This window comes from Mariniflexile maritimum, from assembly GCF_009746565.1.
In the GTDB taxonomy this organism is placed as follows: domain Bacteria; phylum Bacteroidota; class Bacteroidia; order Flavobacteriales; family Flavobacteriaceae; genus Mariniflexile; species Mariniflexile maritimum.
Genome location: NZ_WRPN01000003.1, coordinates 96,629 through 122,351, shown reverse-complemented (window position 1 = coordinate 122,351; position 25,723 = coordinate 96,629). Strand labels below are relative to the sequence as shown.

24 protein-coding genes are annotated in these 25,723 nt (G+C 38.1%); 14 read left to right on the top strand and 10 right to left on the bottom strand.

Features of this window, described 5'->3' with window-relative positions; genetic code table 11:
- Positions 1-39: 39 nt before the first annotated feature.
- From GQO80_RS05820 to GQO80_RS05810, 3 genes are read right to left on the bottom strand one after another with little or no spacing between them, the layout of a single operon-like run.
- A complete protein-coding gene (locus tag GQO80_RS05820) occupies positions 40-639 on the bottom strand; it encodes a LemA family protein (RefSeq protein WP_157207400.1) in 600 nt (199 codons plus the stop codon).
- Between the two features lie 12 nt (positions 640-651).
- Positions 652-981, bottom strand: a complete 330-nt coding sequence (locus tag GQO80_RS05815; RefSeq protein ID WP_157207399.1) for a MerR family transcriptional regulator — start codon at positions 979-981, stop codon at positions 652-654.
- Positions 981-1,952: a M23 family metallopeptidase gene (locus GQO80_RS05810; RefSeq protein ID WP_157207398.1), complete on the bottom strand. Its 972-nt coding sequence runs from the start codon at positions 1,950-1,952 to the stop codon at positions 981-983. The genes GQO80_RS05815 and GQO80_RS05810 overlap by 1 nt, the downstream gene beginning before the upstream one ends.
- A gap of 217 nt (positions 1,953-2,169) precedes the next feature.
- Between GQO80_RS05810 and alaS the strand changes: the two genes are divergently transcribed.
- From alaS to GQO80_RS05775, 7 genes are all read left to right on the top strand, one after another.
- Positions 2,170-4,782, top strand: coding sequence for an alanine--tRNA ligase (alaS, locus tag GQO80_RS05805; RefSeq protein WP_157207397.1), 2,613 nt, complete (start codon positions 2,170-2,172; stop codon positions 4,780-4,782).
- Between the two features lie 99 nt (positions 4,783-4,881).
- Complete coding sequence (locus GQO80_RS05800) at positions 4,882-5,835, top strand: GSCFA domain-containing protein (RefSeq protein ID WP_157207396.1); 954 nt, start codon at positions 4,882-4,884, stop codon at positions 5,833-5,835.
- 80 nt (positions 5,836-5,915) lie between these two features.
- Positions 5,916-6,458 carry a DUF6252 family protein gene (locus GQO80_RS05795; RefSeq protein WP_157207395.1) on the top strand — a complete coding sequence of 181 codons (543 nt, stop codon included), beginning with the start codon at positions 5,916-5,918 and terminating at the stop codon, positions 6,456-6,458.
- Between the two features lie 67 nt (positions 6,459-6,525).
- The gene (locus GQO80_RS05790; protein ID WP_157207394.1) at positions 6,526-8,436 is read left to right on the top strand and encodes an outer membrane protein assembly factor BamB family protein; all 1,911 of its coding nucleotides are present in this window, start codon (positions 6,526-6,528) and stop codon (positions 8,434-8,436) included.
- 541 nt (positions 8,437-8,977) lie between these two features.
- Complete coding sequence (locus GQO80_RS05785) at positions 8,978-10,921, top strand: tetratricopeptide repeat-containing sensor histidine kinase (RefSeq protein WP_157207393.1); 1,944 nt, start codon at positions 8,978-8,980, stop codon at positions 10,919-10,921.
- 18 nt (positions 10,922-10,939) lie between these two features.
- A complete protein-coding gene (locus GQO80_RS05780; protein WP_157207392.1) occupies positions 10,940-11,590 on the top strand; it encodes a response regulator in 651 nt (216 codons plus the stop codon).
- Positions 11,591-11,729: 139 nt separating this feature from the next.
- The gene (locus tag GQO80_RS05775) at positions 11,730-12,344 is read left to right on the top strand and encodes a DUF4230 domain-containing protein (protein ID WP_157207391.1); all 615 of its coding nucleotides are present in this window, start codon (positions 11,730-11,732) and stop codon (positions 12,342-12,344) included.
- A gap of 161 nt (positions 12,345-12,505) precedes the next feature.
- Here the strand turns inward: GQO80_RS05775 and GQO80_RS05770 are convergent, their stop codons facing one another.
- On the bottom strand, positions 12,506-12,811 hold the full coding sequence (locus GQO80_RS05770; protein ID WP_157207390.1) for a rhodanese-like domain-containing protein: 306 nt from the start codon (positions 12,809-12,811) through the stop codon (positions 12,506-12,508).
- 306 nt (positions 12,812-13,117) lie between these two features.
- Here GQO80_RS05770 and GQO80_RS05765 point away from each other — a divergent pair, with 306 nt between their 5' ends.
- On the top strand, positions 13,118-13,870 hold the full coding sequence (locus GQO80_RS05765) for an enoyl-CoA hydratase/isomerase family protein (protein WP_157207646.1): 753 nt from the start codon (positions 13,118-13,120) through the stop codon (positions 13,868-13,870).
- Positions 13,871-14,252: 382 nt separating this feature from the next.
- A complete protein-coding gene (locus GQO80_RS05760; RefSeq protein WP_157207389.1) occupies positions 14,253-15,404 on the top strand; it encodes a restriction endonuclease subunit S in 1,152 nt (383 codons plus the stop codon).
- A gap of 171 nt (positions 15,405-15,575) precedes the next feature.
- Here GQO80_RS05760 and GQO80_RS05755 read toward each other — a convergent pair whose 3' ends face one another.
- Positions 15,576-16,118, bottom strand: coding sequence for a DUF4136 domain-containing protein (locus GQO80_RS05755; protein ID WP_157207388.1), 543 nt, complete (start codon positions 16,116-16,118; stop codon positions 15,576-15,578).
- Positions 16,119-16,246: 128 nt separating this feature from the next.
- On the bottom strand, positions 16,247-16,408 hold the full coding sequence (locus GQO80_RS15755; RefSeq protein ID WP_198037731.1) for a DUF5522 domain-containing protein: 162 nt from the start codon (positions 16,406-16,408) through the stop codon (positions 16,247-16,249).
- 240 nt (positions 16,409-16,648) lie between these two features.
- Between GQO80_RS15755 and GQO80_RS05750 the strand changes: the two genes are divergently transcribed.
- From GQO80_RS05750 to hemL, 4 genes are read left to right on the top strand one after another with little or no spacing between them, the layout of a single operon-like run.
- A complete protein-coding gene (locus GQO80_RS05750) occupies positions 16,649-16,999 on the top strand; it encodes a hypothetical protein (protein ID WP_157207387.1) in 351 nt (116 codons plus the stop codon).
- A complete protein-coding gene (locus tag GQO80_RS05745; protein ID WP_157207386.1) occupies positions 16,977-17,888 on the top strand; it encodes a 1-aminocyclopropane-1-carboxylate deaminase/D-cysteine desulfhydrase in 912 nt (303 codons plus the stop codon). The genes GQO80_RS05750 and GQO80_RS05745 overlap by 23 nt, the downstream gene beginning before the upstream one ends.
- Positions 17,889-17,892: 4 nt before the next feature.
- Positions 17,893-18,924: a glycoside hydrolase family 73 protein gene (locus GQO80_RS05740; protein ID WP_317163226.1), complete on the top strand. Its 1,032-nt coding sequence runs from the start codon at positions 17,893-17,895 to the stop codon at positions 18,922-18,924.
- 6 nt (positions 18,925-18,930) lie between these two features.
- Complete coding sequence (hemL, locus tag GQO80_RS05735) at positions 18,931-20,217, top strand: glutamate-1-semialdehyde 2,1-aminomutase (protein ID WP_157207385.1); 1,287 nt, start codon at positions 18,931-18,933, stop codon at positions 20,215-20,217.
- A 114-nt stretch (positions 20,218-20,331) separates the two neighbouring features.
- Here the strand turns inward: hemL and GQO80_RS05730 are convergent, their stop codons facing one another.
- From GQO80_RS05730 to GQO80_RS05720, 3 genes are all read right to left on the bottom strand, one after another.
- Complete coding sequence (locus GQO80_RS05730) at positions 20,332-20,814, bottom strand: DUF4890 domain-containing protein (protein ID WP_157207384.1); 483 nt, start codon at positions 20,812-20,814, stop codon at positions 20,332-20,334.
- A 124-nt stretch (positions 20,815-20,938) separates the two neighbouring features.
- Complete coding sequence (locus GQO80_RS05725) at positions 20,939-22,159, bottom strand: hypothetical protein (RefSeq protein WP_157207383.1); 1,221 nt, start codon at positions 22,157-22,159, stop codon at positions 20,939-20,941.
- Positions 22,160-22,503: 344 nt separating this feature from the next.
- On the bottom strand, positions 22,504-23,013 hold the full coding sequence (locus tag GQO80_RS05720) for a DUF4760 domain-containing protein (protein ID WP_157207382.1): 510 nt from the start codon (positions 23,011-23,013) through the stop codon (positions 22,504-22,506).
- Between GQO80_RS05720 and GQO80_RS05715 the strand changes: the two genes are divergently transcribed.
- A complete protein-coding gene (locus tag GQO80_RS05715; protein ID WP_157207381.1) occupies positions 23,012-23,269 on the top strand; it encodes a CBU_0592 family membrane protein in 258 nt (85 codons plus the stop codon). The genes GQO80_RS05720 and GQO80_RS05715 overlap by 2 nt on opposite strands.
- A 328-nt stretch (positions 23,270-23,597) precedes the next feature.
- On the opposite strand, the gene GQO80_RS05710 is transcribed toward GQO80_RS05715, so the two are convergent.
- Entirely contained in the window at positions 23,598-25,664 is a 2,067-nt protein-coding gene (locus GQO80_RS05710) for an ATP-binding protein (protein ID WP_157207380.1), read from the bottom strand.
- Between the last annotated feature and the right edge of the window lie 59 nt (positions 25,665-25,723).

Below are 25,723 nucleotides of genomic sequence, written 5' to 3'. Positions count from 1 at the left end.
TTGTTTTCCTCAATATTGCCAACTACTGCCCACGCTCAATTATTTAAAATTAAAATCCACATCAGGTGCTTTTTCGCTGCCGGCATCGGCTTTGTAACGTGCCATTTCCTTGAAGCCAAACATGCCCGCAAGTATTTTTGCAGGGAACTTGGTGGTGTAAATATCGTATGTGTTTACAGCTTCATTGTAGCGGTCGCGGGCAACGTTTATCCTGTTTTCGGTGCCTTCCAATTGCGATTGCAGTTCTAAAAAGTTTTGGTTGGCTTTTAGGTCGGGGTATCTTTCAACAACCAATAGTAATTTTGACAAGGCACCGCTCAGTCCGGTTTGCGCCTGTTGGAACTGTGCCATGTTTTCTGGAGTCAAACTACCTGCATCGATGGTTGTTGAGGTGGCTTTGGCGCGAGCTGCTATCACATCGGTTAAGGTCGATTTTTCAAAATCGGCAGCTCCTTGTACGGTTTTTACTAAATTTCCAATAAGGTCGTTTCTTCTTTGGTACGAGCTTTCAACGTTTGCCCAGGCGGTTTTTGCGTTGGCCTCCAATTCTACGGCGGTGTTGTTAATACCTACGGCCCAAGAGTAAATGCCAAATATAATGACAACAATAATTATAACGGGAATAAGCCATTTTTTCATAACAGGTTGGTTTTAAAGGTGTTGTTTTATTTTTATGAGTTGATTTTTAATATCCTCTAATTTAGTGATAATTTCAAAATTATTTAGGGTTTCTTTCTTTTCTTCTTTTAAATGTATTTTGGCACCTTCAAGGGTGAAGCCCCGTTCTTTTACCAAATGATATATAAATTTAAGGTTTTTAATATCATCGGGGGTAAACTTGCGGTTGCCCTTTGCGTTTTTCTTGGGTTTTAGTGCATCAAATTCTTTTTCCCAAAAACGGATCAAGGATGTGTTTACATCAAATGCTTTGGCAACTTCGCCAATGCTGTAATAACGTTTTTCGGGCAAATCTATATACATTAGTCTAATGATTGGTTTTCGAGTGATGCATGTTCTAGCATGGTATTGTATTCTTCGGCAGTTAAGCTTCCGTAGTAAAAGTTTATGGGGTTAATGCGCTCGCCATCTTTAAAAATCTCATAATGGCAATGCGGCCCTTCAGAGCGCCCGGTGCTTCCCACAAAACCAATTAGGTCGCCCCGATTTACCTTTTGGTTCTTCTTCACATTGTACTTAAATAAGTGGGCATATAAACTTTCATAGCCATAACCGTGGTCTATCCTAATATGGTTGCCATACCCAGTTGCGGTATTGTCTGCCCTTATAACAACCCCATCGCCGGTGGCGTAAACAGGGGTGCCACGTGGTGCAGAAAAATCCATGCCCCAATGCATTTTACGCACTTTGGTAAAAGGGTCCGAACGCATTCCAAATCCTGATGCCATGCGTTTAAGGTCTTGGTTTTTAACTGGTTGAATGGCGGGAATGGCAGCCAGTAGTTTTTCTTTTTCTTCGGCAAGTTTTGCGATTTCATCCAATGATTTTGATTGAACCACGATTTGTTTTTGAAGAATATCCAAACGTTTATTGGTTTCAATAATTAGTTTTGAATTGTCAAAACCCTCAAATTCCTTATAACGGTTTACACCGCCAAATCCGGCTTTGCGCTGTTCATCGGGTATGGGGTTAGCTTCAAAATAAACACGGTATATATTATTGTCCCTATCGGCAACATTGGCCAACACGGTTTCTGCTTCTTTCATTTTTTTATTTAACAGTTCAAACTGTAATTGCGCATTTTGTAACTCCCGTTTTAAGGCGCGTTCTTTGGGCGATTCTATGTACTGACTGGCAATAAACACAAACAAAAATCCAAATAACGCAGAACCCAACAAAAATACCGCGGCATATTTTACCGTATTTCGTTTTTTTCGCTGTATTTTTTTATACGAAAGCGATTCTGAATCGTAATAATATTTTACCTTACTCATTTCCTAATTTATGCTATTTTTGCACTTTATATTTTATGCAACTCATAATTTTTTAATAGCAAACGACCAAACCCGCAAAATAGTATCGAATAAAGTTTTGATAATAAACATTGCGAATGGTCAATTTTGTTTACGTTAATTTATTTTGAAAACAGTAAATATAAAAATTGTTTTGCAATTAATATCATTTTAACAATCCAGTAACCTATTTTTATTGATGAAGTCACAAGATATACGGTCTAAATTTTTAAGTTTTTTTGAAGATAAAAAGCACAGCATCGTGCCATCGGCCCCCATGGTTTTAAAGGACGACCCTACCTTAATGTTCGTAAATTCGGGTATGGCACCTTTTAAGGAGTATTTTTTGGGAAATGCAGTGCCAAAAAACAATCGTATTGCCGATACACAAAAATGCTTGCGTGTTTCTGGGAAGCACAACGACTTGGAGGAAGTTGGTTACGATACCTACCACCACACCTTGTTTGAGATGCTTGGAAACTGGAGTTTTGGCGATTATTTTAAAAAAGAGGCCATAGCCTGGGCCTGGGAATTGTTAACCGAGGTTTACGGTATCGATAAGGATATTTTATATGTTACCGTTTTTGAAGGTAGCGAGGAAGATAAACTGCCCATGGATACCGAAGCCTACGATTTATGGAAACAGTTCGTTTCTGAAGACCGTATTTTAAAAGGGAACAAAAAAGATAATTTTTGGGAAATGGGCGACCAAGGCCCCTGCGGGCCATGTAGTGAAATACACGTGGACATTCGTTCTGCGGAAGAAAAAGCAAAAATTTCAGGTAAAGAGCTAGTCAACCACGACCACCCGCAAGTGGTGGAAATATGGAATTTGGTGTTCATGCAATACAACCGAAAAGCCAATGGCAGTTTAGAAAGCTTACCAGACAAACATATTGATACGGGCATGGGCTTTGAACGTTTGTGCATGGTGCTGCAAGGGGTTCAATCGAATTACGATACCGATGTGTTTACGCCCATTATTCGTGAAATTGAAACCATAGCCAATAAAACTTATGGCGAAGATGAAAAAACAGACGTCGCCATTCGTGTCATTTCCGATCATGTGCGTGCCGTGGCATTTTCAATCGCCGATGGGCAATTACCAAGCAATACGGGCGCCGGTTATGTGATCCGCCGTATTTTAAGAAGGGCCATTCGTTACAGCTTTACGTTTTTAGGCCAAAAAGAACCTTTCATATACAGATTGGTAAATGTGTTGAGCAAAAAAATGGGCGATGCCTTTCCTGAATTGAAATCGCAAAAACAACTCATTGAAAATGTGATTAAGGAAGAAGAACAATCCTTTTTAAGAACCTTAGACCAAGGTTTGGTGTTGCTAAATCGCATTGTTGAAGATAGTGATTCTGATACCGTTTCGGGCGAAAAAGCCTTCGAATTGTATGACACCTTCGGGTTTCCTATCGATTTAACCGCCCTTATTTTAAATGAAAAAGGACTGAAACTCGACGAAAAAGGTTTCCATGAAGAACTTCAAAAACAAAAAACACGCTCCCGTGCAGCCAGTGAAACATCTACCGAAGATTGGACTGTTTTAGTGGACGACGCGGTACAGGAATTTATAGGCTATGATTTTCTTGAAACCAATGTAAAGATTACCCGCTACCGAAAAGTGGTTTCCAAAAAGGATGGGGAAATGTTCCAATTGGTATTCAATTTAACGCCATTTTATGCTGAAGGTGGCGGGCAAGTAGGCGACAAAGGCTATTTGGAAGATAGCCATGGCGACATTATTTACATACTCGACACCAAAAAGGAAAACAATGTGGTAATCCATTTTACTAAAAATTTACCTAAGGATGTTACGGGAACTTTCAAGGCTTCGGTTGATGAAAAACAGCGCCGAAGAACCGAGTCCAACCACACGGCAACCCATTTATTGCACCAAGCATTGCGCGAGGTTTTAGGCACGCATGTAGAGCAAAAAGGAAGTGCGGTACATTCCAAATACCTGCGTTTTGACTTTTCGCATTTTTCAAAAATGACCGAAGACGAGCTGCAAGATGTTGAGAGTTTTGTAAATGCGCGTATTGAAGGTAAATTGCCGCTTATTGAAAAAAGAAACATCCCTAAAGAAGTCGCCATTGCCGAGGGCGCCATGAGTTTGTTTGGTGAAAAATATGGCGATACGGTGCGCGCCATCCGTTTTGGGCAATCTATCGAGCTTTGTGGTGGAACGCACGTTAAAAATACGGGCGACATCTGGTTTTTTAAAATCGTTTCAGAAGGTGCCGTGGCAGCAGGTATCCGCCGTATTGAGGCCATTACAAACGATGCCGTAAAAGATTATTACCAAGCCCACGACCGGGCTTTTTTTGAAATTAAAGCACTTTTGAATAATGCCCAGGAACCGGTAAAAGCAATACAGTTTTTACAAGATGAAAACGCCTCTTTAAAAAAGCAAATTGAAACCTTGTTAAAAGAAAAGGCCAAAAATATTAAAGGCGACCTAAAAAACGAACTTACCGAAATTAACGGCATCCAATTTTTGGCTAAAAAACTGGATTTAGATGCTACGGGCATTAAGGACGTGAGCTTTGAATTGGGCCAACAATACGATAATTTGTTTTTATTGTTCGCCACCGAAAGCGATGGTAAAGCATTGCTATCATGCTATATTTCAAAAGAATTGGTAGCAAGCAACGGCTTAAATGCAGGGCAAGTGGTGCGCGAACTTGGTAAATACATCCACGGCGGCGGCGGCGGCCAATCATTTTTTGCAACCGCAGGCGGAAAATATCCCGATGGAATTGATGAAGCTCTAAAAAAAGCAAAAAATTATTTAGGATAGCACAAAAAAATTTAAAAGAATCAAAGTAGCAGAGTTTAAAAGGTATTAAAAACCAAGCTTTGTTACTTTGTGTCTATACAACTTTGCAACTTTAAATAGGTGAAACTTCAAACGATAATTCCACTAAAAAAACAGTCTAAAAATTTAATAGACTATCACTCTAACATCCTGTTGTTGGGCTCGTGCTTTGTGGAAAATATAGGTGAGAAGTTAACGTATTTCAAGTTTCAAACCCTTCAAAACCCGTTTGGTATTTTATTTCAGCCCAAAGCCATTGAAACCTTCGTTGCAAACGTTATTAGCCAAAAAACGTATTCAGAAAACGATATTTTTTTCCATAACGAGCAATGGCATTGTTTTGATGCCCATTCCAGGTTAAGTGCATCGTCAAAAGAACATCTGTTAACAGAATTGAATAACCAAATCAAATCAACAAATCAGCAAATCAGCAAAGCAACACACATCATTATTACATTAGGTACAGCATGGGTGTATCGGTTTTTAGAATCGAACCAAGTCGTTGCCAATTGCCATAAAGTACCCCAAAATCAATTTAAAAAAGAGCTGTTATCGGTTGAGGAAATCGCTCAATCTCTCCAAACCATGGCTCAATTAATACAAAGCGTAAACCCCAAGGCATCCATCATTTTTACGGTTTCGCCCGTTCGCCATACCAAGGATGGTTTTGTTGAAAATACGTTAAGTAAAGCCCATTTAATTACGGCAATCCATCAAGTAATTCCCTCTTTGGGGGCTAGGGTGCTTTATTTTCCTTCCTTTGAAATGATGATGGACGAACTGCGCGATTACCGTTTTTATGCCGAAGATATGCTGCATCCCAACGCTACGGCCATTCAATATATTTGGGAAAAATTTCAGTACGTGTGGTTTTCTGAAGCGGCTTCAAAAACAATGGAAGCGGTAGGAGCCATTCAAAAAGGCCTTCAGCATAAACCTTTTAACCCAAATTCGGAAGCGCACCAGCAGTTTCTTCAAAATTTAAAAGCCCAAATAAACAGGCTTTGTTCCCAATTTCCACATATCTCATTCTAAATATACGCAATTCATCGTATTGATTTCATTTTTGTAAAGTTGCAGTTTTGTAATGCTATTAATTATAAAACTATTTAAAAATGAAAAAATTAAACTTTTTAGTACTATTTGTTTTAACACTATCATTAGTAACATTTTCCTCTTGCTCAACCAGTGATGATGGGGGCGATGGCGGTAACGCGCCCTCTGGACTCTTGGTTGCCAATGTTTCGGGAAAATCGTTTAAATCTTTTGAGCAATCATCAACTGCAACGGTATCAACTGCCGGAGGAAGTAAAACCTTGATCATTATTGCTACCAATAGCGATGGCAATGCGTTTTCAATGACGGTTTTTGGGTATGAGGGCGCAGGCAAAACCTACGATTTTACAGGAGCAACACTGGGTATAACCAATGTGGCATCCTATTCTGAAACCAAAGTGAACCTTAGCAATCCGCAAGCCTCCACTACCCAGCTTTGGCAAGCTCCTTTTGATAATACCAAAGTAGGTTCCATTGCCATTAGTGAAGAAACCGATTCAAAAGTTGTTGGCACCTTTAGTTTTAAAGGAAAAAACGTGGGTGGCGACGGTTCCATCAAAGATATTGAAGGGTCTTTCAATCTTAAAAAACAAACTTATTAAGTTCAAATAAGGTGTCTTTTAAAATAAATAGGATGCCACCATGTATAACCATAAAACAAATTCAACAATGAGAAAATTACACCAAATGGTTCTATTGCTAGTCGGGATGCTAGCAGTAACCGCAACTACGGCCCAAAAAGCAGAAACACCCAATAGCACCTACGATTTAGGTGCCACTATTAACGAAATGACATTAACCGTTGGAGGGGTGTTGGTTGCAGCCACCAACAATGGGCTGGTTGGTATCGATGCCAAGCAAAATACGCCCATTTTCTCCTTTAATAACTTCGGGAAGTTAAGTCCTGAAGAAACCGATTTTATACCGGCTTCTCCATATATTGTGGTTTCGCAAGGGGCCAATTCAAAATTTGCAGGTATTGCAAAAACTAAAAGAGCTGTAATAAATTACATAACAGGAAAGGTAATCTTCAATTCTGAAACCGATAACTGGAACCAAATCTATACCTGTAATGTGGTATTGCCACAAAATAAACTTGTAATTAGCGGTATCCAAAAGGAAGGGAGCAAATTCGAGAAAATGACACCCAAAGTGGCGGTTTATGATTTGGCTACCCAAAAGCTCGATTACAGTTTCTTTCTGGATAAACCAGGACGAGTGGGCATAGCAAAAGATTTTAGCGTAACTGGCGTGCCATTGCTTTTAAAAAGCATGTTGATTATACCAACTGCCCAAGGTTTAATTGCAAAATCGCACAAAGGAGACGATTTATGGGAATGTAAAATAAAAGGGGTTAACTGGATGGTTGCCGATGAAACCGAAAAGGAAATTTATGGTTTTGAAACAACCACCAACGGGAAAAATACACGCATCCACAAAATTGGCAGTAATGGTGCCGAACTTTGGAAAGACGACAGAAAAGTACAGGGCAACGTATCGAACTTCCAAATTTTGCCCCAAGGAATTGCCGTTGTGAGTGATAAAAGTTCGGGCGGCAGCACCAGCGTATTTGCCACCAGCGACGAGTCGGAAATCGCATTTTTAAGTGCGGCAACAGGAGAGGATTTATGGGAAAAAGCACCAAAAACCAAAGGTTGGGTACAGCATTTTTATGTACAGGACGATGGTATTTTATTCGGTATCCAACAGGGCGGTATCAATAAAATTTCGTTCGATGGGAAAACACTGTTTAAAAAGCCTTTAAAAACCGGTGCCAATATTATGGTTATGGCACAATCGCCCCAGGGCTTAATTTACATTACGGGTGAAGATGCCAATATTGTAGATTTAAAAACGGGCGATCAGGTATGGAAAAAACCATTAAAATATAAAAATTCCGCGGCCGTAGCTTCCACGTTCGACAGTGCAAAAAACAGGTATCTTATTGCTGCCGATGGCGATGTGTTTGCTATTGATGCCAATTCGGGCGATGTTAGCGAGTTTGCAACGGTAAAGTTTGGCGAGAAAGAAGTTGCCAATACGATGCAAATGAGAAACGGCAACGTGTTTTTAAGTTCGTCGCAAAGCGTAGCATTGTTGGACAGCAATGGAAAAGAAACCTACAACGCCTATTTTAAGTCGCCATCGCAAAGTGGTTTTATGAAGGTAATGGCCGGTGCTATTGCCGTGGCTTCAACAGGTTTGGCCATGGCGCATGCTGCAAAAGCGGGCATGAACAGAACAAATAGCTACGGAAGCGCAAACGATTTAAGCAATTATAACGACTATGGTAAAGAAAACAAACGGGCTGCCGATATGTTTGCCTCTATTGGCGATGCCGCTTTTGATATTATGGCGAAACGTTATAAAGCGACGGCCGCAACCGAAAATGCCCAGTTTATATTAACAAAATTGGATGACGGTGTTGGCATCGTTAAAGTAAATAAGGATACCGGCAAAGTAGATAAAGAAATTGTACTTAAAGACAAAAAGCCTGAGTACCAAGTGGATGAGCTGGCGGGCGTATTGTACTATAAGGCCAACGATAAAACCATTTATGCTTATAACCTTCAAAAGTAAATCTTGTTGTTGAGATTTGTCCGATTAGGCGTGATAAATAACATTATTGCGCTTAATCTTTTTAAATAACTGTTTATCGAAAAATTAGTTTGGGTTCAACAAATTGAAGTATATTTAAAATGCTATTAATCAGTTCATACTTAAAAACATCAATTGTATCAATCATTAAAACCGATGTACAATTGGTGTTTTTTTATGTATCCATTTGGCATTTAAGCATGTATTTTCCAACAATTAATGTTATTGATTATGGAATTTAATCTTTTGTTTATATGGGGTTTAGGCGTAAGCATCTTTTTTTTAGCGCTATTGGTTATAAAAACAATGCTTCATACGCACACTTTAAAAAAAACAGCGAAACAAACCTGCTCAATTTTAGAAAGACAAGTAGCAATGGAAACCAAAATACTTTATAAAAACAGCCAAAATACTATTCTAATGGATGGTTTGCACCAATCGTTATTAAACAGGTTTTTTAAGATAACACAAGACCTCCTTTTAGTGCAAAAGTTTATATTTGAAACCTACTGTAACTAACTTTATGAAAAAACGTTTCCTCTTAATTGTACTCGTTAGTTTTAGCTTTTATTGTTTTTCACAAAATTCCCAGCATCGTATTGATAGTTTAAAAACTGCTTTAAAAACCCAAAAGCCAAAAAAACAGTTTAATACATTGATTGATATTTCCAACATTTATGTTAGGATTAACTTAGATAGTTCCAAGTATTATGCAGATAGCGCTTATAGGCTTTCAGAAAAAATTGGCAATGATTCTTTAAAGATCAAAGCCTTTATGTTTTTGGGGCATACCAGTTGGGAACGCGGAAATTATACCGAATCTATCGAAAATTTCAAGAAGTCTTTAGCAATTAGTGAAAAAATTAAGGACACATCAACGATTGCAGATGCCTACAATGGTTTGGGTATTGTTTATAGCAAATTAGGCAAGCTTAACACATCCATTCCTTATTATTTTAAAACACTAAAAATACATGAAAAGCTTAACGATAGCTTAGGTATGGCAGCAGCTTACTTAAATATTGCCTGGGATTATAGAAAACTTCAAGAATACACAAAGTCCATTGACTACAACACCAAGTCTTTGGATATTTATACCAAGCTAAAAGACTCGTTGCACATGGCAATGGTAAACAATAATATAGCAGGAAGTTTAAACGAGTTGGGCAATTACGAAAAGTCATTAAAGTTTTCAAATACTTCTAAATTATATTTTAAAAGACTTCAATATGAGCGTTTTACAGCGTATCCAATAACCAATATTGCCATTTCTTATGATAGTTTGCATAATTACGCTGAAGCAAAAAAAAATTATCTGAAAGCGATACAGCTTCATACAATAAACAAGGAACCCTACGAATTGGCATTCCTAAACAATGCGTTGGCAAATTTAAACTATAACCTAAAAGACTATAAAAACGCCGCTTTAATAGGCGAGGAAGCACTGCGTTTTGCGGAAGAAATCAAAGCGACCGAATTTATAGCTTCTTCATCAAAAACATTGGCGAAAACCTACGAAAAGCTCAATGATTTCAAGCAGTCAAATAAGTATTTAAAACTGTTCATTACCTATAACGACAGCATAATGGGCAGCGAAAAACTAAAAATAATATCAGAGATAGAAACCAAATACCAAACCGAGAAAAAGGAAAAGGAAATCCTGTCGCAGCGCGCCAATATTGCCGAAAAGGAACTTCATCTCAACCAAAAAAATACCCAGATTTTAGGCTTGGGCATTTTGGCATTGGTAATTGCGGTTTTAGGCTATCTGTTGTTCAACCAGCAAAAGCTTAAAAATAGCCAGCTTCAAAAGGAAAATGAGCTAAAGGAGGCCTTAGTAAAAATCGAGACCCAAAATAAATTACAGGAACAACGCCTTGCCATTTCCCGCGATTTGCACGATAATATTGGCGCACAACTCACTTTTATCATCTCGTCCATCGAAAATTTACAATTCGGTTTTAACATTACCAACAACAAGTTAACCAACAAGCTCACAAGCATCAGCCAGTTTACCAAAGAAACCATTTACGAACTGCGCGATACTATTTGGGCCATGAACAAAAGCGCCATTTCTTTGGAAGATTTGCAGGCGCGAATATCCAACTTTGTTGAAAATGCCAATAACGCATCAAATACCACTTCTTTTGAATTTATCTTAGATCCCAAACAGCCCATGGATACCGTTTTTACTTCCGTTCAGGGCATGAACCTATACCGCATCATTCAAGAAGCCATCAACAATGCCATGAAATATGCCGAGGCAAATACCATTAAAGTTACCATAAAACAGCAAGAAAACACCTTGCAGTTTGCTGTTGTTGATGATGGAAAGGGGTTTGATGAAACCACGGTTGAGTACGGTAACGGATTAAACAACATAAAAAAACGGGCACACGATATTGGGGCAACCTGCACTTTGGAAAGTGCTTTAAATAAAGGAACGGCCATTGTTGTAACCTTATAAACTCTAAACATATTTAGCATGCATATTAAAATAGCCATTGTTGACGATAACTCATTTTTAATCAATGCCGTAAAAGAAAAACTGTCTTTTTTTGACGATTTAAACGTGCGGTTTTCTGCTCTAAATGGCTCCGACTTGCTTGTTAAACTTGAGGAAAACCACAATCTGGACGTTATTTTAATGGATATAGAAATGCCCGTTTTAAACGGCATCGAAACAACCGAGTTCGTTAAACAAAAATACCCGCACATCAAAATCATCATGCTTACGGTTTTTGATAACGACGAAAATATTTTCAACGCCATAAAAGCGGGTGCCGATGGGTATTTGCTCAAGGAAATTAACGCCAAGGATTTGCACAATGGCATCGTTGAAACCTTAAATGGGGGTGCGGCCATGAACCCTTCCATCGCATTAAAGACCTTGAAATTACTAAGAAACCCCATCGATTTTAATTGTAAGGAAAATCAAGAAGATGTCAAACTTTCAGATAGGGAAATTCAGGTTTTAGAACAATTAAGCAAAGGCTTGAGCTACAACCTTATTGCCGATAATCTCTTTCTGTCTTCAGGAACCATCAGAAAGCACATTGAAAACATCTATAAAAAACTACAGGTGCACAATAAGTTGGAAGCTGTTGAAAAGGCCAAAAGGAATAATTTGATATAGAACACCTCGTTTTCAATTGAGGCATATTTATAACCATATCATGTTAAACGCAACAGGCCCGAACAAAGGATTTGCAGAATAAAAGCAATGGTGGTTACAAATCTATAAACCAAACTGTTTTTTTAATTAATTTTGTGCCATGCGAAAAATTATACTGGGTGTGGTAATAGCAATGGTTTTGCTGTTCACGTTTAAATACTGCGATTCCAAAAAAGAAGACAAAATTGTGCTTCGGGAAAGTTCGGCCTTAATTCAAAAACAAATCAATAACGTTGGTAAGTTAATTGTTACCGAAGGGCATTTTAGCGAGGTTTTCAACTACAGAAATTCAAAGGAAATTCTGGGTTCGTTTTTTACTTCCGAAAAAAAAGCGCTCGTTGTGGTTAATGCCGATGTATTCGTGTCGTACGATTTAAGTTTGATAAAATACCGTATCGACGAACAAACCAAAACCCTTACCATTTTAAGTATTCCTAAGGAAGAAATAACAATAAGTCCAGACTTGGAGTATTACGATATTCAAGCCGATTATTTTAATGCTTTTGAAGCTAAAGATTATAATGACATCAAGGAAACCATAAAAAAATCGCTATTGAAAAAGCTCGAAAAATCGGAAATCAAAACCAACGCCAAAAACAGATTGATTAGCGAATTATCCAAATTCTACATAGTTACAAATTCGTTGGGCTGGACGCTTAAATACAACCAAAACACCATCGAAAGTGCCGGCCAGCTAGAAACCCTAAAACTTTAATTTCTAGGTACTTTACCTAAAAATTTCAAAGTCTGGATTGCCCCCTTGCGGGGACTTTAGGGGTGTTTTAAAAATTGGAGCGCTCTCAAACATTTAAAAATCAAATGGTTTAAAAACACTCGTCAATGTTACGCTTTTTAATTTTTTTGTTAGGTACGCAACTATAATTTAGCGTTTAGGCTCGACCAGCCACCGCCGTTAACGGCTTCTATACCGTTGCTTTTTAAAATGCTCGCGGCACTGCCCGAACGCATACCACTGGCACAACAGGTAATAACCGGTTTGTTAAGCTTTTTAATCTCGTTTATTTTTGAGGCAATGTTTTGCAGCGGTATGTTTTTTGAACCGCGAATGGCGCCTTGTTGGTATTCGCCCGGTGTTCTTACATCAATAATAACGGCACCTCGCGATTGAAACTCTTTAATAGCGTCTTGTTTGTTTCCAAATAAAAAATCCAAAAATCCCATAGTTTTAATTTTGGCACAAATTACTTTAAATTTTTTTATAACATGGGTAACATAAGTTACTTATCGGGCCCAAGTGCTTAAAAAATAATGTGCCTCAAAGCAATTCGCCCGTTTATTTTCGTTTGGTATCCGTTCTATTTTTTTGTAAATAGTCTGCTGCCTTCAGGTTTCGCTTTAAATAAAATTGGTGAATTTGTGGTTAAAAATTTAGAACATCAATTTCAAGGTGTTTGCCAATTACTTAACCCGGCATCAAAAAATTATGTATATTCCACCCTTGAAAATTTAAGCCAAACACCCATCTTTATGAATACGCCTTACGTTACCCTAACCATCAAAAATAGTGTAGGATACATCGAGTTTTTTCATCCAAACCGAAATTCCATGCCCAGTGATATTCTGTTTAAATTGGCAGAAACCATAACCGCAGCGGGTACAAACAACGCTATTAACGTGGTGGTTTTGCAAAGTGGCGGCGATCGTACCTTTTGCGCCGGGGCCAGTTTTCATGAAGTGATGGCGGTTACAACGTCGGAAGAAGGAAAAGCGTTCTTTTCGGGGTTTGCCCATGTTATAAACGCCATGCGCAGGTGTCCGAAACTCATAATTGGGCGCGTACAAGGAAAAACCGTTGGTGGCGGTGTGGGTTTGGCAGCGGCAACCGATTATTGTTTGGCAAGCAAACATGCCGCCATCCGCTTAAGTGAATTAAGTATTGGTATTGGGCCGTTTGTTATTGAGCCCGCCGTAACCCGGAAAATTGGATTATCGGCCATGTCGCAACTAACCATCGATGCCGAAACGTTTTTTTCTGCGGAATGGGCCAAAAGCAAGGGGTTGTACGCCGAAGTTTTTGAAACAAAGGAAGCCCTGGATGTTGCCACAACCGTATTGGCCGAAAAATTGAGCAGCTATAACCCCGAAGCGCTAAAGCAAATGAAAGCTGTTTTTTGGGAAGGCACCCAACACTGGGACACTTTATTGCTAGAACGTGCCGAAATTAGTGGCACTTTGGTATTAAGCGATTTTACTAAAAACACATTGAAGCGGTTTAGGTGAAGTCGTCATGGCGAAGAGCGAAGCAATCTGTTAATTGAAACACACGACGCCACCGTCATTGCGAGGAACGAAGCAATCTTATGAAAAAGAGCTAACATGAAACAGATTACTTCGGTCGTGCCTCCCTCGTAATGACGTCATTGCGAGGAACGAAGCAATCTGTTAATTGAAACACACGACGCCACCGTCATGGCGAGGAGCGAAGCAATACCACGAGTAATCGTCATTGCGAGGAACGAAGCAATCTTATGAAAAAGAGCTAACATGAAACAGATTACTTCGGTCGTGCCTCCCTCGTAATGACGTCATGGCGAGGCACGAAGCAATCTGTTAATTAAAAAAGTATGGAATTAGTTGAATTAGGAAAAATGATGCGATAATAATGAATGAAAATAGTTTAGTCCAAAACTTCAAAACACTTTGCAATTTACCAAAAGGGTGGGAAGTTTTAGATTTTGATAAAGTTATAATCGATGTTTCTGGAGGAAACAAAAAAACCAAAAACAGTGATTTACTAAATGAAGGTTCTATAAAAGTAGTTGACCAAGGGAAAGAATTGATTGCTGGATTTACAAATGAAAAAGAAGCCATCGTAAAAACAGAAGTACCTCATATTGTGTTTGGCGACCACACTAGAGCCCTTAAATATATTGATTTCCCATTTGCAATGGGTGCCGATGGCACTAAAGTTTTGAAGATAAAAAAGGGCGTTAAAAGTTTTGAAAAATATATTTATTATTTTTTCCAAACTTTAAACATACCAGAAACGGGTTACAATAGGCATTTTAAATATCTGAAAGGTGTAAAAATCCCCCTCCCCAACCTAGAAACCCAAAAGCGTATCGCCGCCATTTTAGATGAAGCCGACACCCTGCGCCAACTAAACCAACAACTTATCGCCAAATACGACGCCCTAACCCAAATCCTCTTTTTGGATATGTTTGGCGACCCTGTTACAAACCCAATGGGGTGGGAGAAAGTTGCCATGTCAAAAATTTGTGATTTTAAAAAGAAAACTATCAAGCCTGAAAATATTTCAACAAACACAAAGTACATACCGTTAGATGCAATAGAAAAAGAAACAGGAAAAATCATAGGTTATGAAATTGTTGAATCTGGCGATATAAAAAGCAACAAGTTTTATTTCACTAAAGAGCATATTCTTTATGGAAAATTACGACCTTATTTGAATAAAGTTTCACTGCCAAATTTTGAAGGGATTTGCAGTACAGATATTATTCCATTGAAACCAATTCCAAATAAAACAAACCGATTTTTTATTGCTCAAATAATGAGGGGGAATGGTTTTGTTTCTTTTGCAAGCGAAAGAAGTTCTGGAGCAAATTTACCTAGAATTAGCCCTGATGAAATTCAAAAGTATAAAATAATAAATCCCCCAATCCACCTCCAAACCCAATTTGCAGAGCGCGTACAGCTTATAGAACAACAAAAACAACAAGCCCAAGGCGCCTTACAAAAAAGCGAGCTGTTGTTCAACAGCCTGTTGCAAAAGGCTTTTAACGGCACGCTCTAAGGCACCTCCTCCGCAGGGGTGGTTGAAGTCCGGGGTGGATATTCCACATTTTTTCATAAAAAAGCAACCTGTAAGTTGGTGTTACGCAATTACAGGTTGCTAGACTTGGTTTAACAGATTGCTTCGCTTCATTGCAAGGGGTTCGCAATAACGACTCTTTAAAATTCTGTGTTATTTCGTCATTCCCGGAGGGTATTTCGCCATAATTTCGGCAACAAATTCGGCAATGCGCGCTTCTTTTTTGTCCATGTTTTGTGTTATGTAGCCAGTGCCCATACCTTGCCAAACGAGCTCTTTTTTGTTGGCATCAATCAAATCAATATACAAAACGCCTTCGGTCGATGTGGTAACCGATGGGCCATAGTTGTTCCAGTACCAAGGGCTCCATCCCCAACCATAGCCATAAGGGCCATACCCGTTGTTGTAAACGTTTACCTGTTCGCGCGATTTTGTAAACAGGCTCACCAATAAATCGGGTTCATCCGATTTTGTAAAGCCTTTAGCCAATAATTCTGCTTCAATGGCACGAAGGATGCGGCGTTTATCTAAATCGTTAATTTCGGCTTTGTCTATGCCGGTTTTAAAAAACGCAAAGGTTTTATAGGTTGAAAAGTTGGCGTTTTTGTCGTAATCGGTTGCAACCCTAACCGAGCTGCAAGACGACATAACAAGTAGTAGCGCCATTGCTGGCAGGAGTTTAAGTAATGTTTTCATAGTGCAAATTTTTTAAATAGGTTATAGTAAATTTAAGAAACTATTAGCAACAATGCTAAAAAATAACAGCCTTTAACGGCTTGCTATTAAATAATTATCAATAATCGTACCAAGGCATGCAGGTTTTTTTATTTGTGGTAGTTGGTTTTCTGGTTAAAACCATACGGGCAGTGCCTGCATCCACTTTCGCAACAATAGCCGCGTTTTAATAGGTATTGTGCTGTAAAACAGCGGTAGCCTTCGGGGGTTAAATAATAGTCGCCTTCTTCAAGAGGGATTATCTTTTTCAAGTTTTGATAGGTTTTAGATTATTAAGTTATTGGGTTGTTAAGTTATTAGGTTATTGGGTTATTGGGTTATTAAGTTATTGGGTTATTGGGGTATTTCAGCTAATGATTAATAACATATCAGCACAATAATTTCAAGCCACAGTAGGTTTTTCAAGTTGCCAATCCATAAATAATTGGTGTATTGGTGGCAGGTTACACAAAGATAATGTATTTTCGATTGGTTTTTGAAAGCAACAAAGCATGATTTTTATTTCAAGATATATAGTGCCCAAAGGTTATTTGGGTTTAACCATTTTTCCGTTTGTGTTTTTAAAAACGAGCGCATTAAAAGAAGATGCTGTTTTGGTGAATCATGAAAAAATCCATTTAAGGCAACAATTAGAATTAGTGGTGTTGCCATTTTATTTGCTGTATGTACTAGAGTTTTTTGTGCGCCTTCTGCAATACAAAAACTGGCACTTAGCGTATCGCAATATTTCTTTTGAACGTGAAGCCTATGCCAACGAAAAGCATCTAGATTATTTAAAACAACGTCCGTTTTGGCATTTTTTAAAGTATCTTTGCCTTGATGGATTTCAATCTGGAACATAGCATAAACCAGCCCGTAACTATTCCTAAAAATTTAGGTGTTGAACTGTATGTGAAACGCGAGGATAAAATACACGCCTTCGTTTCGGGCAACAAATACCGCAAGCTCAAATACAATCTTCTGGAAGCCGATAAACAGGGCTTTAAAACCTTGCTCACGTTTGGTGGTGCCTATTCCAACCACATTGCAGCGGTGGCTTCAGCGGGCAATATTCTTGGGTTTAAAACCATTGGCATTATACGGGGCCATGAATTGGAAAGCGCTGTGCACAACAATCCTACCTTGCGTTTTGCCAAAGCCTGTGGTATGCGGTTTAAGTTTGTTACCAGAGAAGTTTACCGAACAAAAACAGCCCCAACGTTTATTGAAAGTTTAAAGATGGAGTTTGGTGATTTTTACCTAGTTCCAGAAGGGGGCACCAACACCTTGGCCATTAAGGGTTGCGAAGAGATTTTACACGATGAAGATGCGCATTTCGATTATATATGTTGTGCCGTAGGTACGGGCGGCACGGTTTCCGGACTTATAAATTGTTCAAAACCCGGTCAACAAGTTTTAGGATTTCCGGCATTAAAAGGTGATTTTTTACAAAAGGATATTAGTAAATTTGCAACAAAACACCATTGGGCACTTATAACCGATTACCATTTTGGGGGCTACGGAAAAATAAATACCGAGTTGATTGCGTTTATAAATCAGTTCAAACAAAGGTTCGCCATTCCTTTAGACCCGATTTATACAGGCAAGATGATGTTTGGGATTTTCGATTTGATGGAGAAGGGTTATTTTCCAAAAGGCTCTAAAATATTAGCAATCCATACGGGCGGTTTACAAGGTATTGACGGCATGAATATGGTTTTGAAAAGTAAAAATTTACCATTAATAGAATAGTTGAATGAAAAAATTAGTGCTGTTTTGCATTTTGGCAAGTTTGGTTTTTAGTTGTGGCTCCAAAAAAGCGGTGGCTACAAAAAAAGCCACACATAAACCTAAAACAGAGCGTGTTGTAACTAAAAACACCTCAAAAAATGATGCCGATGCCACAGAGGTTGTAAACGGGGTTGCCGTAAAAATAGCTTCTACTGAAGAATACATTGCACTGTTTAAAACAATTGCCCAAGAAGAAATGCACTTTTATGGTATTCCTGCCAGCATTACCTTGGCACAAGGTGTTTTGGAATCGAATTCTGGAAAAGGACGCCTTGCGGTGGAAGCCAATAACCATTTTGGTATTAAATGCCACGACTGGACGGGCGATAGAATTTTTCATGATGACGATGCTTCCCAGGAATGTTTCCGAAAGTACAGCGACTCCAAATATTCCTACCGAGACCATTCCTTGTTTTTAACGCAACGGTCACGCTATGCGGCCTTGTTCAAACTAAAAAAAGAAGATTATAAAGGATGGGCCAAAGAATTAAAACGCGCAGGATATGCCACCGATAAAAATTATCCCGATAAATTGATAAGTTTGATAGAACGGTATAACCTGCATGAATATGATGCCGAAGTACTGGGCGATGCTTACCAAAAATACGATGAACCGCTTGTTAATAGTACGATTACACAACAGTCAAGTTCATCAACGCATATAGTTGGTAAGGGCGATACCATGTATTCCCTCTCTAAAAAATACAATATAACGATAAACGATCTTCAGGAGTTGAACGGATTGGTAACCAATGATTTAAAATTGGGTCAGGAATTAACGGTGCGCAAAGATTCGGTGTCAAGTCCCAATCAAACAAACATGGCTAAAACGGCCGTTGGAAACCGTTCCTACTTTGTTGAAAAAGGCGATACGCTATATTCTATTTCAAAAAAATACAATATGACGGTTGATGAGCTAAAACAACTCAACCGTTTAAGCGACACATCTTTGAACATTGGGCAAGAACTTCAAGTAAAGGTTACAGCAATTAATTAAAAAATTATGGATTATAAAAGAAGCAGCGCTTTATTCGCACAGGCCGAAAAAGTGATTCCGGGCGGGGTCAATTCGCCTGTTCGCGCTTTTAAAGGGGTTGGGGGCACGCCCATTTTTGTAAAAGAAGCCAAGGGCGCCTATTTGTACGACGCCGATGGAAACCGATTGATAGACTACATAAACTCGTGGGGTCCCATGGTTTTGGGTCATGCCCATAAACCCGTTGTGGATGCCATTATTGAAAAAGCCAAAAAAGGCACGTCCTTTGGTATGCCTACTGAAATTGAAACACAAATTGCGGAATTGGCAGTTTCCATGGTGCCCAATATTGATAAAATTAGGTTTGTAAATTCGGGTACCGAAGCTTGCATGAGTGCCGTAAGGTTGGCAAGAGGCTTTACAAAAAAAGATAAAATCATCAAGTTTGCAGGCTGTTACCACGGGCATAGCGATTCCTTTTTAATCCAAGCGGGTAGTGGTGCGAGCACCTTTGGTACGCCCAACAGCCCCGGCGTTACACAAGGTACGGCAAAAGACACGTTGTTGGCAACTTATAACGATATTGAAAATGTTTCGCAGTTAATGGAAGCCAATAAAAACGAAATTGCTTGTGTTATTATTGAACCGGTTGCGGGTAATATGGGCTGTGTGCCACCTAGCGAAAATTTCCTAAAAGAATTAAGTGCCCTTTGCACCCAACATGGTATTTTATTGATTTTCGATGAGGTTATGACGGGCTTTCGTTTGGCAAAAGGCGGCGCGCAAGAACTTTATAATATTAAAGCAGATATTGTTTGCTTCGGAAAAGTGATTGGTGGCGGTTTGCCCGTAGGTGCTTTTGCTGCCAGAAACGAGATTATGAACCATTTGGCACCATTAGGCCCTGTTTATCAAGCGGGTACCTTAAGCGGAAACCCATTGGCCATGGCCGCAGGTTTAGCGATGTTGACCGAACTGAATACCGATGCAGATGTTTTTAAGCGTTTGGCTGAAAAAACGGCGTATTTGCATAAAGGTATCTCAAAAGTTTTAACTGAAAATAACGTTGTTCATACCATAAACCGCGTTGGCTCCATGATTTCTGTTCATTTTGACGAAACGCCCGTTGTTAATTTTGAAACGGCTGCTAAAGGAAACAACACTATTTTTAAAGCCTTTTTTCATGGGTTGCTTAACCAAGGTGTTTACATTGCGCCCAGCGCCTTCGAGACCTGGTTCATTACCGATGCCTTAACCTATGAAGATTTAGATTTTACCATTGCTGCAGTTGCTAAAGTGGCAAAAACATTGTAGTTTTTATAGAAGAAAACAAGGTTTATATAAGCATTATAACCAATAAAAAAACGCATTTCCAATTAAAGAAATGCGTTTTCAACTAACAAACTATAATAAACTAACAAAACTTAATCATCCTTGTTTTTGGGGTCTTTTGCCGTGGTTGTTGGCATTATCTTTTCTCATCCCTTTTTCTTTGCTGGCCATTCTTTGTTGCATTTTTTCCCATTTTGCATATTGGTCGGCATTTAAAATGGATTTCATTTTTCCTTTCATGGCAATTTGATGGTCTAACTTAGCATTGGCCATGGAAAGGCGTTCTTCTTTTGATGGTTTTTGCATTTGCCCACTTTCCCGTTTTGTTTTGAAAGCCTCCATCATTTCTTGGCGTTTTGTGGCATTTTCAAGGTTAATTTTATAAATGTCTTTTTGTTGTTTTTCGTTTAAATCTAAACTTAAAACCATTTTTTTTGTTTGAAGCGTTGCGGCTTCTTCAGGGCTTAGGTTGTACATTCTTTGGCCTTTGTCTGGGTTGTTGGCGCGTGCTTTTCCTGGTTGCTGAGCAAAACTTTGAACGGTTATCAAAGCAATTGCAATAACTATTAATTTTTTCATTATTTAAAATATTAGGTTTAATTACTACTAAGACCTAATCATTTTAAAAAGGTTTAAACGCCCTCTATATTTTAACGGGAAGTTAACACAAAACCGGTTGGTTTTTAATGGTTTAAATGGGTCTTTAGTTTGATAAAGGCAATTTTAAGCTGATGCCCGTTTGAAAATCGGGGGCATTGTTTACAAGAAAATCTTCTTTAAAATAGAGCGATAAGGAATATTGGGGCCTTCCGTAAGTATAAACAAAGGTCCAGAACGATAATGCTTTGTACAAGGTTTCAAAACCATGTTGCCAACCGCCATTTATTTCTTGCCATTTCCCGATTAGGCGGTAGTAATCGGCTTCTTTTAATTTGTTGTACCTCGATTGTATTTGGTAGTTTACGCCCAACGCATTGTAATGTCCTTTTTTGGTGAACTTGGTTACTTCAATTTCACTTTCAACGGTTGCCAAATAGGGGTTGTTTCCTAGGTCAACCACTTCCTTTTTGAAATTGATAAGATTTTTTCGCAAAACGTTGGTGCCTACTCCAACAAGGAGTTGGTAATGGTTTTGCAATGGTACTTTTTTTATGGCATTGGCCGAAATTCCAAGGTCTAGCGAGGGGTTAAACCTGGAGGTGTTTATACCCAAATGGCTTCCGAAATTGAAAAATAGGTGTTGGCTCTTGTTTATTGAAAGTGATGGATAGTAATAATGGTTCAGTTCAATTCCACTTAAAAAGAAATCGTTGTTGTGAAGCTGAAGCGTGTTCCCATGTCTGTCCAAATATTTAAAATTTACTTGGTTTAGGCCATAATAGCGTCTTCCATAGGGGTCTTCGCCACCGGCAATGTTGCTATGGAACCACTCTAGGCTTTCATCGCCGGTAATGAATGAAAAGGGGTGCTTGCCCTTGGTAATTAAATACGAGCGCAACGATACGTTTAATTCGTGTTTTTCAGAAAGAGGTATTTCAAGTGCCCATCTGAATTCTTTGATCACTGCATCAATAACAATGTTCATATAATCGGCGGGCGTGGTTTCTTGGTCCACAAAATGAAAATCTCTTTGGTACCAAATAAACTTACTTTGCGCTTGCTGCACTGCCGGATCTTGTGGTATATATATTTGAACGTAAGGCTGAAAATTGTTGCCACTGGCAGAACTAAGCGACATGGTTGGCTTTTTTGGAACCGAAACCTTGAAGTTGGTATTGATTCGGTTGCTAAAAATACCAAAATGATGGGTACTTAAAATGCTTGGTTTTTCTATGCCGTTTTTAATTGATAGGCTATCGTTTTGTTGCGCCGTCAATATGCCCCAACAAAACGATAACACCAATAATAGCCCATTTTTAAACATGGGCTAAAAATAGCTAAATTTTTGAAACACTTTATGATGATTAATAGCGTTTGGGATGTTGGGTATGGGATAGTGTTCTGTTAAAAAAATTAAGGTTTGTTTAGTTTTTTCTTAAAGAAGTATTAAAAATTAGATATTACCTGTTAAACATTTCTAAATACCCTTTAAAAATACAGATTTATTGCGTCCCTTTGTACTATAATTAGTTTAGCAAATAATTACATTCAATTTTGCTTGCTAGAGCAAAAGTGATTATTTAAGTTAATAAATTTAGTTTAGTTGGTTAGTTTTAAAAACCCAGTAACTGTAACAGTTACTGGGTTTTTTAATTTAAGGCCCGTTTTTTAAGTCTGGCCACCTTGTATTTTATAAGCAATTTTTTCAAAATCATTCCAGATTTTAGGGCTTTTATAATCCTCTTTTCTTTTGTCGATATAGGGTTTTAGTACAGTGTGCCACCAGCAAATTCTGTTGGCGTGGATGCTGTTAAAAACATGTTCGTTAACCAATCCGAACAAATAGGCGGTGCATAAATTTTGCAAATGATTTAAAAACATGTTGGTTAACAAGGTTGCTTCCCTATCACAGCTTATAAGGTTTATGTCTTCAGCGCTTAAGGGTTTGCATACTTCTGGGAAGGAATAAATGCCTAATCGGTGGTACGCATCATAAACCCTTTCCTGCAAGTGTAGTTCATCGCCAATGCCAATAAAATTATATGAAGATTCAAGTTTTTTCCAATGATTATCGTTCTTGTATTGTTTTATCAAAAAAATGAGCGAAATTAAGCCCAGTCCAGAAATAAACAAATCAATAAGGGGCACGTACAGTTCATTAAATACTTTTAGATCCATGAGTGATATATTTAAAATTTTAAATGGTGTGGTTATCGATGTTATAGGCTATTTGGGTTCTTTTTTAATTATTCTAGCTTATTTGCTCATTTCGTTTAATAAGTTAAAAAGTTCGTCAAGCACCTTTCAAGTATTAAATTTGGTTGGAGGTGCCTTGGTGCTTTGCAATTCTTGGTTTTATGGCGCTTTTCCGTCGGTGCTAATTAGTGTTTTTTGGATTTTAATAGCATCCTATTCTATTTATAAAAATAGATAAATTTATAGTATGATGAAACATATTTTAGCCCACAGAATGGAGATTGGTAAACTAAATGTTTTGACGGATGGATAAAAGGCTTAAACGCATAGGTACTTGTTAAAGAAATTAACTCTTGGCCGTTTTTGTCTTAAAAAAGGCTTAAAATTAAACGGTTGGGTGTTAAACATTTCTAAATAGCGTTTATTAATTCGCGGTTATTGTGTCTCTTTGTACCATCATTAGTTTAGCACATCATAACAGTTTTGCTCGCTTGGGCAAAAAAGACTGTTTTAAGTTAATAATTTAGTTTAGTTGGTTAGTTTTAAAAACCCTGTAATTGCAATGGTTACTGGGTTTTTTTATGGTTTTGGTCGCCAATGTTAAAATGGAACTGTAAAAGTTTGTATAAAGGTTCTTTTTTAAACGGTTTGGTAAGATAATTGTTCATGCCGCTTTCAAGTGCTTTATTAATGGCTTCGGAAGTGACATTTGCTGAAAGTCCGAAAATAATAACATCTTTATTGGTTTGCCTTATAATGCGCGTTGCTTCCCAACCATCCATTTCGGGCATGTGTATATCCATAAAAATAAGTTGATAATTGTTGTCTTGTATTTTTTCCAACGCTATTTTTCCATTTTCTGCGGTATCGGAAGGGATGCCTATATCTAGCAGGAATTTTTTTAAAACGATGATGTTCAGCTTGTTGTCGTCCACAAGCAGCGCATTGATGTGGGTATTGTCAATGTTAATTTTGTGTTCGTCGTGTTTTATGGTTTCATAGGTAATATCAAACATGAAAGAAACCGTAAACTTTGAGCCTTTATGGTATTCGCTTTCCACAACAATATCACCATCCATCATGGCGACCAAGTTTTTACAAATGGCCAAGCCCAAACCACTGCCTTCGTACTGTTTTTTTACGCTATTTTCAATTTGGGTAAACCTATTGAATATGGTGCTTATTTTGTTTTTGGGGATGCCAATGCCTGTATCTTCAATGGTAACGATTAGTTGAAGCTTGTTTTCAATAATGGTTTCTTCGCAAGTTATGGATACGCCTCCTTCTTTGGTGAACTTTAAGGCGTTTTTAAGAACGTTGTTTACCACTTGAAGCATCTTATGGGCATCGCCAATAACCGTTAAATTGTTTGTGTTTTCAAAATTGGTTTTTAGGTACAGATTTTTTTTAACGAACAGGAAGTGGTTAACCTCAATGAGTTCTTTAATTTTTTTGGTGGGGCAGAACACCTGTTTGTCCAATTCTGTAATGCCCGATTCTATTTTTTCGATTTCTAAAATATCATTAACAATACCCAGTAAGTTGCTGGACGATTTGTCCATTAAATCTACATATTCCTTACTGGTATCGTTAAGGCCTTCATCTTTTAAAAGCTCAATTAGGCCAATGATAGCGTGTAACGGTGTTCTAATTTCATGGCTCATGTTCGATAAAAAATCGGTTTTGGCCTTCGATGCCTTATGGGCCTTGTTTTTTTCCTTGCTTAATTGTTTGTTTAGTTTTTTTAAGGAGGCGTTAATTTTATTGGTTCGTTTTCTGCCATTTATTGCTTGTAAGTAAAAGTAGATAAGTGAGGCTATGATTATGGCCATAAATAAGCCAAAAGCCAGGGCTATATCAATAGTAGCCCTTTTTTCGGCTAATAATAGGTTTTTGGTGGGGTAAATGTTTAAGCGCCATATTTTTTGTTGGGCAGCATCGATGGTTATTGTGCTGGAATAGTGCAGATTTCGCTTTGTGGGCTGTTTTATGGCTTCGTTTATGGTGTAAAACAACACATTTTTATCATCATATACTTCAATGGTGTATTGCTTATCTAAATAATGGACCAGTCGGTTAAAATTGCTGTTAAAATTCATGCCCGCAGTGATGGTGCCCTGGAATCTATTTTGAAAATTAACGGGAACATCAACAAGAAATGATTGGCCCGATTGCGTTAGGTTTACCCAAGAGGTTATGTTTGTTTTGCCGGTTTTGGCATGATTTAGCCAAGTGTCTTTTCTATATCCAATTTTTGAGATATCAAGGTTTAAAGCCTGCTCATTGCCTTTTAGGGGGTTTATTTTTCTTATAATCATTAGGCTGTCAATCCATTCAATAAACTTAAATGAGTTGTTTTGTTTCAGAAGTAAATTGGCATCATGCTCCCAATTGTTAAAATAGGCACCATCGGTATGTTCTAACCTGCTTCTTATGTTTTCAAGCCAAGAAATATCAGAGTGTACGATGTTGCCAAACTCTTTGGAAATTAATTTTCCGGTATGCATCAAGTTGTTCTCTATAACAGCAAAATGTTTGTTTAGAGAAGCATTGTAAATTAGTAAAATGAGAGAAACGAGTGTAAAAAAAGTAGTAATAGCAATTATTAAATCTAACTGTATTTTTTTAAACATGAATCTGTGGCCATTTTTTTTGTATTATGGTTATGAATGTATTTAAGTGGTTGGTGGTA